Origin of the sequence: Stenotrophomonas sp. GD03819 (assembly GCF_029841665.1) — a bacterium.
Taxonomy (GTDB): domain Bacteria; phylum Pseudomonadota; class Gammaproteobacteria; order Xanthomonadales; family Xanthomonadaceae; genus Stenotrophomonas; species Stenotrophomonas geniculata.
Genome location: NZ_JAOCEW010000022.1, coordinates 38,236 through 54,047 on the forward strand (window position 1 = coordinate 38,236; position 15,812 = coordinate 54,047).

The window sequence follows — 15,812 nt, forward strand, 5'->3', positions numbered from 1 at the left end:
TATGGACGAACTCGACCAAAAACTAAACGCCACATTCGACGGCAAGGTGCTTCGCAAAGACCTGCTGCATCGAATCAAAAAAGGCACCAACGTCCCGACGTTCGTCCTGGAGTTCCTCCTTGCCAAGTATTGCGCCAGCAATGACCAGGCAGAGATGGATGCTGGCATGGAGGCCGTGCTGTCGTCACTGCAGGAGAACTACGTTAGGCCGGACGAGGCCAACGCCGCGCAGTCCAAGGTCGCCACCAAGGGCAAGCATCGCTTCATCGACAAGGTCCATGTCCGTTACGTCGAAAAAGAAAAGCGCCACTGGGCATCGCTGGAGAACTTCAACTCGCAACGCATCGCGATTGGTGAAAAATTCTACCGCGACAACGACAGGTTGCTGGAAGGTGGCATTTGGGCGGAGGTGACCCTGGCGCACAACGACATAGATGAAGACGACTATGCGTTTTCCATTGAGGATCTGCGCCCGATCCAGCTGACTCGTTTTGACTTCGACCGTTATGCAGAGGGGCGCGGGGCATTCACGCGTGATGAGTGGCTCGCGGCGGTGTTACGCTCTGTGGGACTGGAACCCAGCAAGCTCTCGAAGCGCGTGCAGATGCACTTCATCGCCAGGTTGGCTGCGCTGGTTGAGCCCAACTACAACTACATCGAGCTGGGACCACGCGGCACCGGCAAGTCCTATTTCTTCAGTGAATTCTCGCCCTACGCTACCTTGATCTCGGGCGGCCAAGCGACCAAGGCAACGCTGTTCTACAACAACGCGCGCCGCAAGGTGGGCTTGGTTGGCTTCTGGGACACGGTTGCCTTTGACGAGGTTGGCGGGATCAAAGTGCGCGATCCGGACACCATCCAGATCATGAAGGACTTCATGGCCAACGGGCGCTTTTCGCGCGGGGCTGAGGTTATTGCTGATGCCAGTTTGAGCTTCGTTGGCAACATCGACGTGTCCGTGCAGCAGGTGGTGAACTCCAACGAGCACGATCTTTTCCAGCCGTTGCCGCCAGAGCTCGACTTGGCTGTGATGGACCGCTTCGCCGCGTACATACCAGGCTGGGAAATGCCGAAGAACAGTAGCGAGTTCCTGACGAGCAACTACGGATTCATCACCGATTATTTGGCCGAGGCCTTCCACTACCAGTTCAAGCACACGAATCGGTATGAGGAAGTGAGCAAGCGCATTCGGCTCGGTAAATCAATCGAGGGGCGCGACGAGAAAGGTATCAAGAAGACCGTCTGTGCATTCTTGAAGGTGCTGCATCCAAATGGGCCACCCACGGACGAGGAGTTTGAGGAATACGTAGCCTATGCCACCGAGTGCCGCCGCCGCGTCAAGGAGCAGATGAACAAGCGCAAGCCGGACGACGAGTTCGCGCGCATCAACCTGTCCTACTTCAAGGCCAGTGGCGAGGAAGTGGTGGTTTTCTGCCCGGAATCGAAGGATGCGCCCGCAACTCAAGAGCCTGCGCGCCGTCGTTTGAATCAGGCGGATGGGCAGCCGACTGAGGCAGTCGAAGTGCAACCCGCCGCACAAGCGGCACCTGCTGCACAGGAGACTCCAGTGGGCCCGACCCCGGTATCACCGGCCCCCGCTTCGATTGCGGTTGGGCCGTCACCGATCGAGCTCAAGGAACGGCACTTCACCATCCTCTATGGCGACACCGGGTACAGCTATGAGTCGATTCTCGGCCCCTACCTGCAGGGCGCGAAGTCTGTCGTGATCGAAGATCCGTACATTCGCCTGCAACACCAGATTCAGAATTTCGTGCGCTTCTGCGAAACGGTGCTGAAGGCTGGAACCGTGAAGAAGATCAGCCTGATCACCGGCTACGACGATAAGACCCAGTTGGCCGACATCGCTGAGAAGCTCGATGAGTTGAAGCAGAGCCTGCTGGAATTGGATGTCGAGCTGGAAGTGAAGTTGAACCCGAACATGCACGACCGAGAGATTCGTATCGACAACGGCTGGGTGATCAAGATTGGCCGGGGGTTGGACTTCTTCCAAAAGCCCGGAGGGTGGTTCGAGGTAGGCGTAAATGATCTCAGTTTGCGTAAATGTCTTGAGACCAAGGTTGATATATTCAGGACTGGAATAAATATTTAACCTAATTTTCCATAAAGGAAATTCAGTTTAATTTTATTAATATGATTGTAAAAAATTTCAAGCACATATCATTTTGATGAGGCTGGCGGTTGCTGGCTTCGCGTGTAGATGCTCCGCGATGATGCATCTGCTTTGGATATGGCTGTATGAAAGAAAGATCCGATTGTCTGTACTGTGTTTTGGTCGTCGCAGCATCCATCATCGCTGCGGTTGCTCGATGTGCTCTGTCTTCGGGCAGTGAAGACATCGACCCTTTTAATTGATTCTGCATTGGCATACGCACAAGGCCCGGCATCGTCCGGGCCTTGTGCGTTTGTGCCGTAAGAAGCGAGGAAAATACGATGCATCTGGTTGAAACAATGGCCTATGCCGGTGCTAAGCCGTGGCACGGTCTGGGCAATAAGCTTGAACAGCAACAGCCCATTGAGGTCTGGAAGCGTCAGGCAGGCATGGATTGGCAGATCGAGGACTCCGAGGTCCGCTTCATCACGGGTAGCAATGCCATCGGTGCCATCCACTCCTTCCCGGAGCAGAAAGTGCTCTATCGCTCCGATACCAGGGAGCCGTTGGCAGTCGTCTCCAAGCGGTTCAAGGTGGTCCAGCCGGGAGAGATCCTGGAGTTCTACCGTGATCTGACGCAGCACAGTGGCTTTGAACTGGAGACGGCGGGTGTACTCAAGGGCGGCAAGAAGTTCTGGGCCATGGCTCGGACGGGCCAGAGCACTTCGCTGAAGGGGCGTGACAGGGTGGATGGCTATCTTTTGTTGGCCACCGCTTGTGACGGCACGTTGGCCACGACGGCGCAGTTCACCTCGGTGCGGGTGGTGTGCAACAACACCTTACAGATCGCTCTGGGAGACAGCAGCGGAGCCATCAAGGTCCCGCACCGCAGTCAGTTCGACCCGGATGCCGTGAAGCGGCAGTTGGGGATCACCGTCTCGACATGGGACAGCTTCGTGGCTCGCATGAAAGCCCTCTGCGACCGTCCAGTTGACCCCGATACGGTCGATGGTCTGTTGCGACGGGTGCTTACCTACCAAGGCCAGGGCAGCACCGCTGAGGTCGTCAACGAACAGGCGCTGGCCAGTGTCCGTGCCCTGTATGAGGGCGGCGGTAAAGGCGCGTTTTTGCCTTCCAGCCGTGCAACGGCCTGGGGCGTACTCAACAGCGTCACGGAGTACGTTGACCACCATCGACGAGCCCGTAGCGATGATCACCGCCGTGATGCGGCATGGTTCGGTGCTGGAGCTCAGCTCAAGCAGCGCGCGTGGGATGAAGTGATGAAGTTGGTGGCCTGATGGAAGCGCAGGCCTATCACATGACCACATCAAGGGCCGGATCCGATGAGGAGGAGAGCAGGATCCGGGTACGTGAGGACAGGACGATTGCGAGGGCGCTGCAGATCCTGCAGAAACGGGCATCGTTGCCAGGGGAGGTGCTGGGAGGAGCAACCCAGGGTGCATTGTTCTTCCGGCTACGTCTGGGAGGCGAAGACCGCGAGCATTTCGAGGTTGCCTTTCTCAACACGCGGTTCCAGCTCATCGCAGTTGAGCGGCTTTTCTCAGGGACGATCGATGCAGCCGAGGTCCATCCTCGGATCGTGGTTCAGAGGGCACTTGCCCACAATGCATCGGCGGTACTCATGGCTCACAACCATCCAAGCGGTAGCTTGCAGCCCTCTGCGTCAGATCGGGCAGTCACGGCGCGGCTGAAGGCTGCCTTGGACACCGTGGACGTGAGGCTGTTGGACCATTTCGTTGTCACCAGCCATGAGGTGGTCTCGATGGCCTCTCAAGGCATGGTCTGACAGACCTGCAGCGAGCAGTGCTGTCGCTTCGTCCATCCATCTTGCCCACATCGATAGCTTGAAATGAAAGATCTGACCAAGGCCGCCCATCAAGGCGGCCTTTTCTATTCCGGAGATTGCCAATGAGCAAGCACACCGCGTTGCGTTTGGTTGATACGCGTTCACTGGATCGCCAGCAGTGGCTGGAGGTCCGCAATGGCGGCATCGGTAGTTCGGATGCTGCCACCGCCGTCGGGTTGAACCCCTACAAGAGCCAGCTGGAGCTGTGGCAGGAGAAGACGGGGCGCAAGCCGATGGAAGAGATCCCCCCTGGACAAGAGGATCCCCGCTACTGGGGAACCCTGCTCGAACCCATGGTGGCCACGGCCTACCAGGAGCGCACGGGGAACCGGGTACGCCGGGTCAACGCCGTTCTGCAGCACCCGACCTTTCCGCACATGCTGGCCAACCTCGATCGAGAGGTAATTGGTTCCCCGGCGGTCCAAATTCTTGAGTGCAAGACAGCAGGGGAGTTCGGCTCTCGGCTGTGGAAAGACGGGGTTCCCGAGTACGTGCAGCTGCAGGTACAGCATCAGTTGGCAGTGACGGGGAAGCAGGCGGCAGATGTGGCAGTGCTGCTGTGTGGCCAGGCGCTAAGGATCCACCGTATTGAGCGAGACGAAGAGATCATCAGCCGCTTGGTGGTATTGGAGGCCCGGTTCTGGGAGCACGTCATCAATGACATCGAACCTCCGGCTGATGGCTCGGAATCGGCGGCTCGGGCGCTTCGGAGCCTGTATCCGGGCAAAGACACGGTTGTCGACTTCAGCCAGGACGAGGCGCTGGTCGAGACGTTCTCCAACCTGGTGTCTCTCAACGAGGCAGTAGCAGGGCAAGAACAGCAGGCAGAACTGCTGAAACAAACGCTGCAGCAAGCCATGGGCGACGCTTCCGTTGCCAGGTTTGGCTCGCTGGGGGAGGTGATTTACCGCCGCAGCAAGGATGGCACGTCCCTGGACACCAAGCGGCTTGCAGCCGAGTACCCGGAGATCGCTGCCGCCTGCACGGTCGTCCGTCCGGGTTCGCGCCGTTTCCGGATCAACACCACGATCAAAGAGGTCAAATCATGCTGAAGGGACTGGCAATAACGCCGCCCGTGATTGGGCGTATTTCCATTGGCCGGGTAGTGGAGCGTAATGGCAAGCGACTACCCGAAAAGGATGATCAGTTCACCCTTACCAGCCAAGTGCAGAACAGGGAGGGCTGGGTGTTGCACCCGTTGGATGAGGAATTGCGGCAGGCATCGGACGGTAACAAGCTGAGGTCCATTCCAGTGCGCCTGCTCTTCGACGACCCAACACTGAACCTGCGGGCTGACTACTCGCTGTTCAATCGCGAGAACGGAAGACCGCTGTGTGTAGGCAATGGAGACACCTGCCGGCGAGCTGGCCCTGAAGGCATGGAGACGTTGCCTTGTCCTGGTCCGGATGCGTGCCAGTTTGCCAGTGGGGGCTGCAAAGCCTATGCCCGCTTGAATGTGGTCATTGGGGACGGGGAGGGGGATGCGATGGGCAGCTTTGTTCTGCGCACCACCTCCTACAACACCATCCGCACACTGGCAGCACGGCTGCACTATCTCAGTGCAGTGTCCGGCGGAAGGCTGTCTTGTCTGCCGCTCGAGCTGAAACTGCGGGGCAAGTCCACGACGATGAGCTACCGATCAGCGATCTACTACGTCGATCTGGTGGTTCGGAGCGGGCTGACGCTCGAACAGGCTGTCGCAGAGGCGGTTGAGCGACACGCAACAAGAGCTGCAGCGGGCATCGACCAAGCGGCCCTGGATGAGGCGGCGAGACAGGGCTTCGCTAACGGGGCCTTCGAGGACTTGGATGAGGACGTGCCGGCTGTGGTCGAGGAGTTTTATCCGTCAGGGCATGGCGAGGTTGCACAGGCTCCTGCGAAGGAAAGTCTCAAGGATAGGCTGGAAGCGCAAGCGTCTCGGTTGGTGTCGTAGGGGAGCAGTACCGGTACGGATCTGTATCAGGTACGAACAAGAGGCAGTTCAGGTCCTGAGCGGACATCGGATGGAACGGACCGGTTTGTGGGCGCAGAGGACGAGACATGCCAGGGAGCGAAAGCTCCCTGGTATGTAAGTGTTTGATTTTTCTTTGATCTGGTCGGTTGTGCGCGTCCCTGGAAAAAACCTGGATTTTTTTTCCCTGTACCCCCAACAGCAGCATATCGACACTGATCACGTCGGAGGCCAATCACCTTCGATAGGAAACCGGCCGGATTCCTTCCTGAAACGTTCAACACAACGAAGGAATCAACAAATGAAGCACATGACGTCCAGTCTGCGCCAGGGCGTAGACAAAAGCATGACTTTGGCCGAAGAGAACAACAGTGCTGGGAAAGCAGGTTGGCCGGATAGTCCGACGCTGCGTCTGAAGGAGCTGATCAAGCTGCTCCGCGTCAGCAGGAGCAAGGCATACGAGCTGATGAAGACCGATCCGGACTTCCCGAAGGGCATTCCGCTCTATGACAGCGAACTGTCCCCGAAGTTCTACTGGACGCATGAGGCAATGGCATGGGTAGAAGGCCGTGCAGTGAAGTTCCGTCGTGCGAAGGAGGAGAAGTGATGATGGCTAATTTTGCAGTCCACTCTTCGCCGCTTGACGCGCTCACGCACGCTTTGAGTGAACAGTCGACCAAGGGGAGGGGCAAGCTGGAGCAGGACTTCAGGCAGGCCTATCCGATCCTGGAACAGCACATCGCAAAGAAGATGCGCAAGAAGATCTTGGTAGAGCAGTTCAATGCTGCGTACAAGCATGATCTGAACCTGATTCAGTTCCGCAAGCTGCTCAAGGAGGAGCGTTTTCGTCGCCATGCGGAGGGCGATGCTGCTCGGTGCCAGAGCTGTGGCCATCTGTTGGTTGAGGTTGAAGAACAGACCGCGGTTGGCTCGACAGAGGAGGATGCATGATGACAACCAATTGGCAGCGTTATGCCCCCAAATATCCCCTGGAAACCTTTCACCATGTTGCTCGTGAGGCAGGCCTTGAGCTCCTTCGCAACGTTCAAGTTCCCGACGCCATGGTTGGCATGGGTCTTATCAATGCCATTTCGATGGCGTGCCAAGGTCTGATTGATGTCAAGTTGCCGACCGGACAGATCAAGCCTGTAACCCAGAACTTGATGCTTGTGGCTGAGTCTGGTGAGCGCAAGTCCACGGTGTTCGAGCTGCTGCAGGCGCCTTTCCGCGATGCAGACACGAAGGCGATGGCTGCGTTCAAGCAGCAGACTGAGGCTTATGAGATCGACTATGGACTCTGGACGGCCAAGATGAAGGGGCTGAGGAGCGCGATCAGTAAAGCAGTTGCTGCTGGCAAGTCTGTCGAAGCACTCGAGGCACAGCTGAAGGGGTTTTCAGAAAAGAAACCTCTGCAGCCCCGCCTGCGTTGCTTCCTGAGGCAGGACATCACGGCCAAGGCCATCATGGAGGCCGTTCAGGGTGATGGTGAGTCCATCGCCATCACGACTGACGAAGGTCATATGCTGTTCAAGAGCGAGGCAATGGCGAATGTGGGCCTGCTCAATCGTCTCTGGGATTCGCCAGGAATGATGCCGTTAGACCGTGCGGATAACGAGCATCTGATTGCGATGAATCCGCGAGTGTCGGTGAGCATCATGACCCAGTACGAACCACTCAGGCAGTTCCTCAATAGGCGAGGCTCTGTCGCAAAGGGGAGTGGACACTGGGCACGCTACCTGGTTGCGTGGCCTCGCTCCATGATGGGTTATCGGCGGATCGAAGACGTGGAGCCGGTTTGGGAGCATTTGCCGGCATTCCATGATCGGATCTCTGAGCTGTTGTACAAGTACAAGGAGCTGTCAGCTTCGGGAGTCATTACTCGTGAAGTGGTGTCCTTCTCCATCGATGCCAGGGCACGCTGGGTAGCACTGGCATCAGAAACTGAGTCTTTGCTGCGCGACGGGGAGTACTTGAGTGATATCAATGACTTCGCGGCAAAGATCATGGAGATCGTTGCTCGACTCGCAGCGTCGATGCAGTACTTCAGTGCAGAGGGTGGTGACATCACCCTCGATACGATCAATCGTGCCTTCGACATCGTTCGGTGGCATGTTGAGGAGTACAAGCATCTGTTCTCGCCCGCGTTTGCGCTGGCTCAAGATCAGATTGATGCTCAAGCATTGGAGAGCTATCTCGCCACAAGGTGGTGGCAGGGGCGTTATTCCGATACATGCGCACCCAAGAACCAAGTTCTGCGCTGTGGGCCTGTACGTGACCGAGCAAGGCTGAATGCAGCTATCTCGCTTCTTCAAGCCCAGGGGGCAATCCAGATCTGCAGTGGGTACCGGGACAAGAGGGCGTATCTGCGCTTGATGAATCACTACTTTGACCGGAGGACGCTGTAAGCGGCCTTGATGCCAAGAGGGCCCCGGCGATAGGCCGGGGCTTTTCTGCTGTGTTTAGTAGGTGCCATTGCGATTCTGCGACTTTGTCGCAGAATCGATGGGTTAGGCACTTACCTCTCCCAGATTTTTAACTGCTGAAGCTGCCTTCACGGCTTTACGACATTGAGCATACTGCGACTTCTCGGCGTCTGCCATCTCCTTGACGAAGCGTTGGCCGAGGTGGCGCTCAGGGGACCTGGCAATGCCTTGATCACGCAAGCTGCGGTGGTCTACGCGGGTTGAATAACCGTTTTCTTCAAGGAACTGATTCTGGGTGTCCGCTACAAGTTTTCGCTGTGCAGTCACCTGCTGCTTCAACTCCATTGGGCTCTTTCCGCCACTATCCTTGCGGCATCCGCCTGCGGAAGGATTCTTGGCGTTGTAGCGGGCGAAGGTCTGTTCAGGTGTACGGGGGATGCCATCAGGCAGTCTGTCCGAGCACATCAGATGGATGTGCGGGTTCGGATCCCCACCGAGTTTTCCTTCAGGTGCATGGAGCGCGTACTGGTAGGGTTTGATCCCTGCGAGATTCTTTGCAAGCCGGTCGGCAAGTTCGACCTGCTGTTCAGTACTGAGCTCACTCGGAAGAGTGATTTCGTGTTCTCGGTACACTGCTCCGTTGGCACGCTCATGCTTGTCAGCAACGCTCCAGAACCGTTTCGGATCATCTCCTGCCCATTCGGGCATGTTCCCATGTCCTGTTTGGATAAGGTCCTTCTTGTCACTATGAGATCCTTTACGATCGATATAGTTGGCGTGCCTGCGTGCGCTGCCTTTCTTTCCACTTTTGATGCTGTAATGGAAGCTTGCCATTGCTGTATCACCCTTTCTCTAAGGAGAATAAAAAAGCCGACAAGAGTGATTCTTGTCGGCTACCGGTAGATACTCATGATCGAAGATTGTTGTGATTAGATAGAAAGGGTAAGTGCGCGTACCATACCCTGCCTGTAATCTATCGTAAGTTCTATTTGATTCTATTCCCTTCGATGCCTTTCGTTCTTCGTGTTGTTACTTCGAAGGACGTGAGTGAGTTTCTACATATGTATAAGGGTGATGCAAGTTAAAAATTACATTGCATGCGAAGTGGCTTGATCTTCAATGTACTGAATCAAGTCTTCGCAAAACATGTTGATCTTTGTCTCGTATTCGTTGCCTGCTACGAGATCGAAGTGAGAATGAGCTATGGTCATGTGTTTCAGGTAGGCGAGCTGAAATTTCATGAATGCTTCCATTCGGTTGTTGCGTCCGAATAGTAATGAGAAGACGATGCAGTATCGATGATAGAGAGTAATCATTGCGCCTTGCGGAATGTAATCCTCTTCATACAGCTCTCCGATGTCTCTTGATGGATCCAGGTGGCTCAGTAGACGAGATACCGTTTTTTCACTAGAGATCTGCCCTTTCCAGTAGGGCGTGTACTTCGTTTTTATCTTCTTTTGTATCTTTATGGCTGATATGGCTGCGATGCAGTCTGCCATTGAGATATTGACGGCCTCGGGATCTGTTCTGTGCCATTCGTGGAAGACATAGGCATGCAGAACCTTCTGCGTTTCGTCAGCTATGTTTGGGATTTCGCTGGATCTAAATTCTTCACCAGTGGCTTGGTGAACCAGACGTGCCAGCTCCTTTGCATGGGTTTTCAGGAAAGAGTGAATAGTTGCGAGTGATGTGACAGGTCGCAATAGGTCATCGCTCTCTGACGGTGAGGAGAGGGCGTGAGCGAAGAGTGGCTCTATCTTGTATTTACTTAACGCTTCGTTTTCTGATTCGATAATTCGTTGATACTCGCCAACGAAGTGCAAGAATGGAAGGGTTATCAAATAGATGTATAGTCTTTCGTGGATGGGGGCGGCTTCTTTGCTGGTCAGGAGTGATGAGGGTTGATAGCTTTCTATTTGATGTGCGCCAAACATAAAAGCGCTTGCTATGGCTTCATCATCGCCGGCGAAAGCTGTGTAGATGGGGTCAATAAGTTCCTTTATTTGCCTGGCGTAGTATTCAAGAAGTTTCGAAGGCGTGAGCCTGTTGGTGTGTATGTGCTTTCGTCTTTCCTCGTCTATCTCAAGCTCAAGTGTGGACATGAGATGCGATGCTGCTTTGATGGTTTTTTCGTTTCTTGGAGAGTTGCGTTCTGTCCAGTGCTCGAAGGTGGCCTTAATGGTACCTGGTTTCGAGATTCTTTGAAGCAGCTGGGTGTCGCTGGAGTCGTTCTTGCTGTAGAGGAGCTTGATTGTTTTTAGGGTGGAGAGTGGAAGTGTACAGTTCCCAGTAGGAATCTCTTGTCCCAATGTGGAGTTTATGAAGTCAATGACTCCTTTAAGCTCCTTGCGGGTTATTGTTTTCCCTGAAGCATTAGAGTGTTTGGCTTTGCTGCCATCTGATGCATGCGCTATCTCATAGTTGAGCTCTTCCAAAAGCTCGCTGATACTTCCAGTCTCAGGCGGATCTGTTTTTTGATCTTTTTCGAAGTCAAAGCGCGGCTTGTACTTCCCTGATTCGATGTTGCTGTTTTCCATTTTCAACCACCATCCTTTTGGTTGTGTCTAGTGTTTGATGATCGCTATTTCGCCGATCCTTGTCAGCGCACCTGCAGAAGGTCGCCCCACTTCGTTGTATAGCTGGGCGACAACGAATGCAATATGGGTCGCCATTGAGCGTTGATAGTCACGTTGGACTGCTCTCCAAGTCTGGCTCCACCAACCCGCCAGCCCACGTTGCCTACTCCCACAGTGCCTCTGCCGAACTTCGCATTGATCTGGTCCAGCACGGCCATGGTGCGTTCGGCTTTCTCGTTAGGGCCAACGAAGAGGTCTGCCTGACGGGCTTCAGCCTGTACCAAGTTGGTCAGACCCACACCTCCACGTTTATAGGCCTGGATGCCTTGGCCACGGTCTGCCTGATCCATTATCGACTTGGCCAGGCGTCGCACTGTCCGTAGGACTTCCCCTGTGTCCTGCGTAGGAAAGGGGAAAGGTGCGGCTCTGCTGGCATGGAACGAATCGCCCTTGAAGGGGTTGCCGTCCAGCCAGACCCACAGTGCACCTGCCGCTTGGCCTCGCTTGCGTAACTTCTCGCAGGCCACGCTGCAGAACGTGGCCAGGGCCTCCATCGGGTCGGTCACGTCACGACCAAAAGTACGGCTGACCACCAGTTGCTGGCGTTCGGGTTCTTCTAGTTCCAGATCGCTGCAGGGAATTCCCCGCAGCTCCATTTGGGTGCGGGCCAGAACTACCCCATAGTGCGCACGAACATGGTCGGTGGGGAGTGCGGCCAAATCTGCAGCAGTTCTTACCCCTTCGGCTGCCAGGCGTTCGGCGTAGCGCCTGCCCACTCCCCACACATCCTCGACGGCCAGAGCGTTGACGTTCTGTGCGGTGGCATGGAAGACGGCCAAGGAGCCCGCATGGACGGCACGCTTGGACTGGTCCTTGGCGAGCTTGTTGCCTGCCTTGGCCAGGGTGCGTGTGGCACCCAGGCCAGCGCAGCAGGGAATGCCCACCCATTGCAGGATACGTTCGCGTGCCTCAATGCAGGCCGCAACAGGGTCTTTGAGGCCTTCCAGGTCGACGAAATTTTCATCGATTGAATAGATCTCCACCCTGGGGAAGAGATCCTGCAGGATCGTCACAATCCTGGCTGACAGATCCCCGTACAGCGCGAAGTTGGCTGACCTGACGAGGACCTGTTTTCTGATGTCCTTGGGGACCTGGAAGATGGGCATACCCATCTTCAATCCCAAGGCCTTGGCCTCTGGCGACAGGGCGATACAGCATCCATCGCCATTGCCAAGCACAACAGTGGGCTTGCCTCGCAGCTTGGGGTCGAAGACCCGCTCGCATGAGACATAGAAGGTGTTGCCGTCGATAAGTCCGTAGCGCATGCGGGCACGGTACGGGGCTCATGTATCAGGAGCTGAGATCAGAGGTGCTGGGTGATGGAACAGCGCACCACCCCCCAGATTTCCAGCTCGACATCCTCTGGCACGACGATGGATGGATATCCGCTACCGCTGGCCAGGACCATGCAGTTGTTACGTATGTAGAGCTTCTTGCAGACGAAGCCGCCCTCCCACAGAGCCACGACAGTGTGCTCAGGCCGTGGGCTGATCGAACGATCGACAACCAAGAGATCGCCGTCGTGGATCCCGAAATCGGCCATCGATCCGCCGCAGTCGGCCTGTACCAGGAACGTTGCTGGTGGGTTGGGTACCAGCTTGGCATTGAGATCCAGGCGATCCTCTTCTCGGAAGAAGTCTTCAGCAGGGCTGGGAAAGCCGCAGGCGGCAGTGGAGGCAAGCACCGGCAATGGCAGGGATGGCAGCGAGTTCTGGAGAGATATGACTATCGGAGTGACGAGAGGCATGAGCTTTGTAGGCCGCAGCCGAGGGCTGGGTCTTGATCAGATGGTTGTTAGTAATACTACTACCTCCCATCATTTCTGCTGAGCGCTGTCTGGCGCTGTCCAGAGTCGTCTGGTACGAGCCAGTGGAAAGTGAGTCAATTAGTGAGTCTTTGATGCTTCGCTGTGCTTGAAAATCCATACATTACAAATAGTTGTAGCTTGTATGTGGTTGCTGGTGGGCCACCAACCCAGTTCGTATGATCGACTGCCGGTCTCCTCCTCCCCGCGCGTTTGCCCTTTAGGGCAACATCTGGTCCGAACGCAAGGATCAAACATGCCCGGCACCCACGCCCCGGTGGAAGACTTCGCCACTGAAATCGAAGACAGCCGGCATCTGTTCGCCTGGTGCCTGGTGCGCTACGGCCAGGTTCCTGAAGCGCTGGCAATCGAACAGGCACGCCAACGCTATCCCGACCAGGCCCCCGGCTGCGAGTACGAGCATGCACTGATCTTCCACGACGAGCCCTGGCACTGGGCGATGCTGCACGTGTTGGGTGAAGGGTACTGGCACCAGAACCCGGAACTGGCGCAGCCGTCGCTGGCGTACGACACCGAGTCGGATGCGTTGTGCCTGGCTCGCGGTGAGTCGGTTCCCTTGCTGGATGAGAATGAGTATCTCGGTGCGCTTGCCCACGCCCGCCATATGCATGCGTGGACGCTGGTCCATCAGGCAGGCATTGCTGAAGAGCAGGCGCAGCAGCAGGCGCTCGAACACTACGCCTACTTTCCGCCGCATCATCGTTGGCGGATGCGCGTCCACGATGCGCGTGCTGCATGGGGCGGCGTGATGGGTGCGCTGCACCTCGATGACTACTGGTCGCAGCCGGAGCTGCATACGCCACCACAGGCCTATTGGAATGCGTCGCGTGCATTCGTTGCCGCAAATGGAATCCGCCTGCCGGATGGTCCGGGAAGTGCCTGAGGCACTTCCCGGATCCTTCACGATCAGCTTTCCAGGAACGCCAGAAGGTCGGCGTTGATCCGGTCGGCATGCGTGGTCGGAATACCGTGCGGTGCACCCTCGTAGGTGATCAGCGTGCCGTTCTTTACCAGCTTCGCGGAAAGGACGCCGGAGTCGGCATACGGGACCACCTGGTCATCGTCGCCATGGATCACCAGCACAGGGATGGAAATGCCCTTCAGGTCTTCGGTGAAGTCGGTCTGGGAGAACGCCACGATGCCATCGTAGTGCGCCTTGGCCGAACCCTGCATGCCCTGCCGCCACCAGTTCCAGATCACCGCATCTGAAGGCTGCGCGCCGGGCCGGTTGTAGCCGTAGAAGGGACCTGCGGGCACGTCGTGGTAGAACTGCGCGCGGTTGGCCGCCAGCTGCGCCTGGAAATCGTCGAAGACCTCCTTGGGCGTGCCCTGCGGGTTTGCCGCGGTCTTGACCATCAGCGGCGGCACCGAGCTGATCAGCACCGCTTTGGACACGTTCTTCTCGCCGTGGCGAGCGATGTAGCGCACCACCTGGCCGCCGCCGGTGGAATGGCCCACATGCATGGCACCCTGGGTGCCCAGCTTCTCGACCACGGCGGCAACATCGTCGGCATAGTGGTCCATGTCATGCCCGTCCCACACCTGGCTGGAGCGGCCGTGGCCGCGGCGATCATGCGCGACCACGCGATATCCCTTGTTGACGAAGAACAGCATCTGCGCGTCCCAGTCGTCGGCGCTGAGGGGCCAGCCATGATGGAAATGAATGACCTTGGCGTCGCGCGGGCCCCAGTCCTTGTAGAAGATTTCGACGCCGTCTTTCGTAGTAACCGTAGCCATTTCCGGGTTCCTCGCAGTTGGGGTTGGGGGCGTCCTGCGTACCGGCAACCTTGCATCGGTGCAGGAGGAAGGACGCTGTCAGTGCGTGTTGCAGAAGTGGCCCCAGGGCGGCATTTCCTTCTATCCTGAGGCGGCCATCACTCCGTCCGAATCCATTCTAGGAAGCGCTGCATCAATTGAAATTGGCGGAGGTGACATTCATGGGTATCGAAACTGACAAGCGGGTCGAAGTGGCCCTGCTGATCTATCCGGATTGCCAGATGGCGGCGATCCATGGCCTGACGGATCTGTTCCGGATTGCAAATGAGTGGGCGGCGTATCCCCACGACGATGACCGGCGGTGTTCCCTGCGGGTAACGCATTGGCAGCTGGACCCGGTGTCGGCGCAAATGGAATGTTGCTGGGACAGCGATCCAGGCCAGGTGAACGCCCCTGCGTTCGTGATCTCGCCGCCCAGCGTCGCGATGCCCGAGCGGATGTCGGCGATGCCGCGTGAGACGCAGTGGCTCAAGGAACTCCATGCCGGTGGCGCAATCATGTGCTCGGTCTGCGCAGGGGCGTTCGTGCTCGCCCAGACCGGCCTGCTTGCGCGACGGCGGGTTACCACCCACTGGGCCTTTGCAGGGCTGCTCGCCAGCGCGCATCCCGATGTCCAGGTGACGACCGAGAATGTCGTCATCGATGACGGTGACGTCATTACCTCCGGGGCGATTCTCGCGTGGAATGATCTCGGCCTGCTGATCGTCGATCGCGTCATGGGCCCCAGTGTCATGCTGGCCACGGCCCGGTTCATGCTCAGTGACGGCATCCGGCAGGACCAACGTCCCTTGCAGGGATTCCTGCCCCGGCTCGATCACGATGATGCCGCCATCCTGGCGACCCAGCATCTGATCCTTGCAGAACCTGGGCTGCGCCACACCGTGGCCGGGCTTGCCCAACGTGCCCATTTGACCGAACGAACATTCATCCGGCGCTTCCAGAAGGCCACGGAATGCAATCCCGCCGATTACATCCGCCAGGCCAGGATGGCCAAGGCCAAGGATGCGCTGCAGCTCGGCGATCTTCCCATCGCACAGGTGGCCTCGCGCCTGGGTTATGACGACGCGGCTTCATTCCGCAAGGCATTCCAGAGCGTTGTCGGCATGTCACCGTCCGCGTATCGCGATCACTTCCGGATCAGGCGGGGCGGGCAACGCTGAGCCACGCCAGTGTTGATGCAATTCGGGCTCTGAAGGCTTGCTGGCCTCCAGAGCCTGCCTTTTG

Annotated in this window: 15 protein-coding genes; 10 read left to right on the plus strand and 5 right to left on the minus strand. The window is 57.0% G+C overall.

Annotated elements, in window-relative coordinates; genetic code table 11:
* The first annotated feature begins 1 nt into the window (after nucleotide 1).
* The 8 genes from brxL (at nucleotide 2) to N5D45_RS14270 (ending at nucleotide 8,333) form a co-directional block, all read left to right on the plus strand.
* Entirely contained in the window at nucleotides 2-2,110 is a 2,109-nt protein-coding gene (brxL, locus tag N5D45_RS14235; protein WP_062607672.1) for a BREX system Lon protease-like protein BrxL, read from the plus strand.
* A gap of 341 nt (nucleotides 2,111-2,451) precedes the next feature.
* A complete protein-coding gene (locus N5D45_RS14240) occupies nucleotides 2,452-3,408 on the plus strand; it encodes a DUF932 domain-containing protein (protein WP_164145916.1) in 957 nt (318 codons plus the stop codon).
* Nucleotides 3,408-3,917 carry a JAB domain-containing protein gene (locus tag N5D45_RS14245; RefSeq protein ID WP_235646961.1) on the plus strand — a complete coding sequence of 170 codons (510 nt, stop codon included), beginning with the start codon at nucleotides 3,408-3,410 and terminating at the stop codon, nucleotides 3,915-3,917. Before N5D45_RS14240 ends, N5D45_RS14245 begins: the two co-directional genes overlap by 1 nt.
* 122 nt (nucleotides 3,918-4,039) lie before the next feature.
* Nucleotides 4,040-5,029: a lambda-exonuclease family protein gene (locus N5D45_RS14250; protein ID WP_164145917.1), complete on the plus strand. Its 990-nt coding sequence runs from the start codon at nucleotides 4,040-4,042 to the stop codon at nucleotides 5,027-5,029.
* Complete coding sequence (locus N5D45_RS14255; RefSeq protein WP_164170575.1) at nucleotides 5,023-5,910, plus strand: hydrolase or metal-binding protein; 888 nt, start codon at nucleotides 5,023-5,025, stop codon at nucleotides 5,908-5,910. The genes N5D45_RS14250 and N5D45_RS14255 overlap by 7 nt, the downstream gene beginning before the upstream one ends.
* A 319-nt stretch (nucleotides 5,911-6,229) precedes the next feature.
* A complete protein-coding gene (locus tag N5D45_RS14260) occupies nucleotides 6,230-6,535 on the plus strand; it encodes an AlpA family phage regulatory protein (protein WP_004146436.1) in 306 nt (101 codons plus the stop codon).
* A gap of 2 nt (nucleotides 6,536-6,537) precedes the next feature.
* Nucleotides 6,538-6,879 carry a hypothetical protein gene (locus N5D45_RS14265; protein WP_143599422.1) on the plus strand — a complete coding sequence of 114 codons (342 nt, stop codon included), beginning with the start codon at nucleotides 6,538-6,540 and terminating at the stop codon, nucleotides 6,877-6,879.
* The gene (locus N5D45_RS14270) at nucleotides 6,876-8,333 is read left to right on the plus strand and encodes a YfjI family protein (protein ID WP_164170574.1); all 1,458 of its coding nucleotides are present in this window, start codon (nucleotides 6,876-6,878) and stop codon (nucleotides 8,331-8,333) included. Before N5D45_RS14265 ends, N5D45_RS14270 begins: the two co-directional genes overlap by 4 nt.
* Nucleotides 8,334-8,435: 102 nt before the next feature.
* Here the strand turns inward: N5D45_RS14270 and N5D45_RS14275 are convergent, their stop codons facing one another.
* The 4 genes from N5D45_RS14275 to umuD all read right to left on the minus strand — a co-directional run bounded on the left by N5D45_RS14275 (nucleotide 8,436) and on the right by umuD (nucleotide 12,734).
* A complete protein-coding gene (locus tag N5D45_RS14275) occupies nucleotides 8,436-9,185 on the minus strand; it encodes a MobA/MobL family protein (protein WP_100449521.1) in 750 nt (249 codons plus the stop codon).
* 254 nt (nucleotides 9,186-9,439) lie between these two features.
* Nucleotides 9,440-10,888, minus strand: a complete 1,449-nt coding sequence (locus N5D45_RS14280) for a hypothetical protein (protein ID WP_197638139.1) — start codon at nucleotides 10,886-10,888, stop codon at nucleotides 9,440-9,442.
* A gap of 62 nt (nucleotides 10,889-10,950) precedes the next feature.
* Nucleotides 10,951-12,252: a Y-family DNA polymerase gene (locus N5D45_RS14285; RefSeq protein ID WP_197638140.1), complete on the minus strand. Its 1,302-nt coding sequence runs from the start codon at nucleotides 12,250-12,252 to the stop codon at nucleotides 10,951-10,953.
* A 38-nt stretch (nucleotides 12,253-12,290) separates the two neighbouring features.
* The gene (umuD, locus tag N5D45_RS14290; RefSeq protein WP_279939175.1) at nucleotides 12,291-12,734 is read right to left on the minus strand and encodes a translesion error-prone DNA polymerase V autoproteolytic subunit; all 444 of its coding nucleotides are present in this window, start codon (nucleotides 12,732-12,734) and stop codon (nucleotides 12,291-12,293) included.
* Nucleotides 12,735-13,047: 313 nt separating this feature from the next.
* Between umuD and N5D45_RS14295 the strand changes: the two genes are divergently transcribed.
* Entirely contained in the window at nucleotides 13,048-13,695 is a 648-nt protein-coding gene (locus tag N5D45_RS14295) for a hypothetical protein (protein ID WP_279939176.1), read from the plus strand.
* A 23-nt stretch (nucleotides 13,696-13,718) separates the two neighbouring features.
* Here N5D45_RS14295 and N5D45_RS14300 read toward each other — a convergent pair whose 3' ends face one another.
* Nucleotides 13,719-14,549 carry an alpha/beta hydrolase gene (locus N5D45_RS14300; RefSeq protein ID WP_279939177.1) on the minus strand — a complete coding sequence of 277 codons (831 nt, stop codon included), beginning with the start codon at nucleotides 14,547-14,549 and terminating at the stop codon, nucleotides 13,719-13,721.
* A 200-nt stretch (nucleotides 14,550-14,749) separates the two neighbouring features.
* Between N5D45_RS14300 and N5D45_RS14305 the strand changes: the two genes are divergently transcribed.
* Nucleotides 14,750-15,748, plus strand: coding sequence for a helix-turn-helix domain-containing protein (locus N5D45_RS14305; protein ID WP_279939178.1), 999 nt, complete (start codon nucleotides 14,750-14,752; stop codon nucleotides 15,746-15,748).
* Nucleotides 15,749-15,812: the final 64 nt, after the last annotated feature.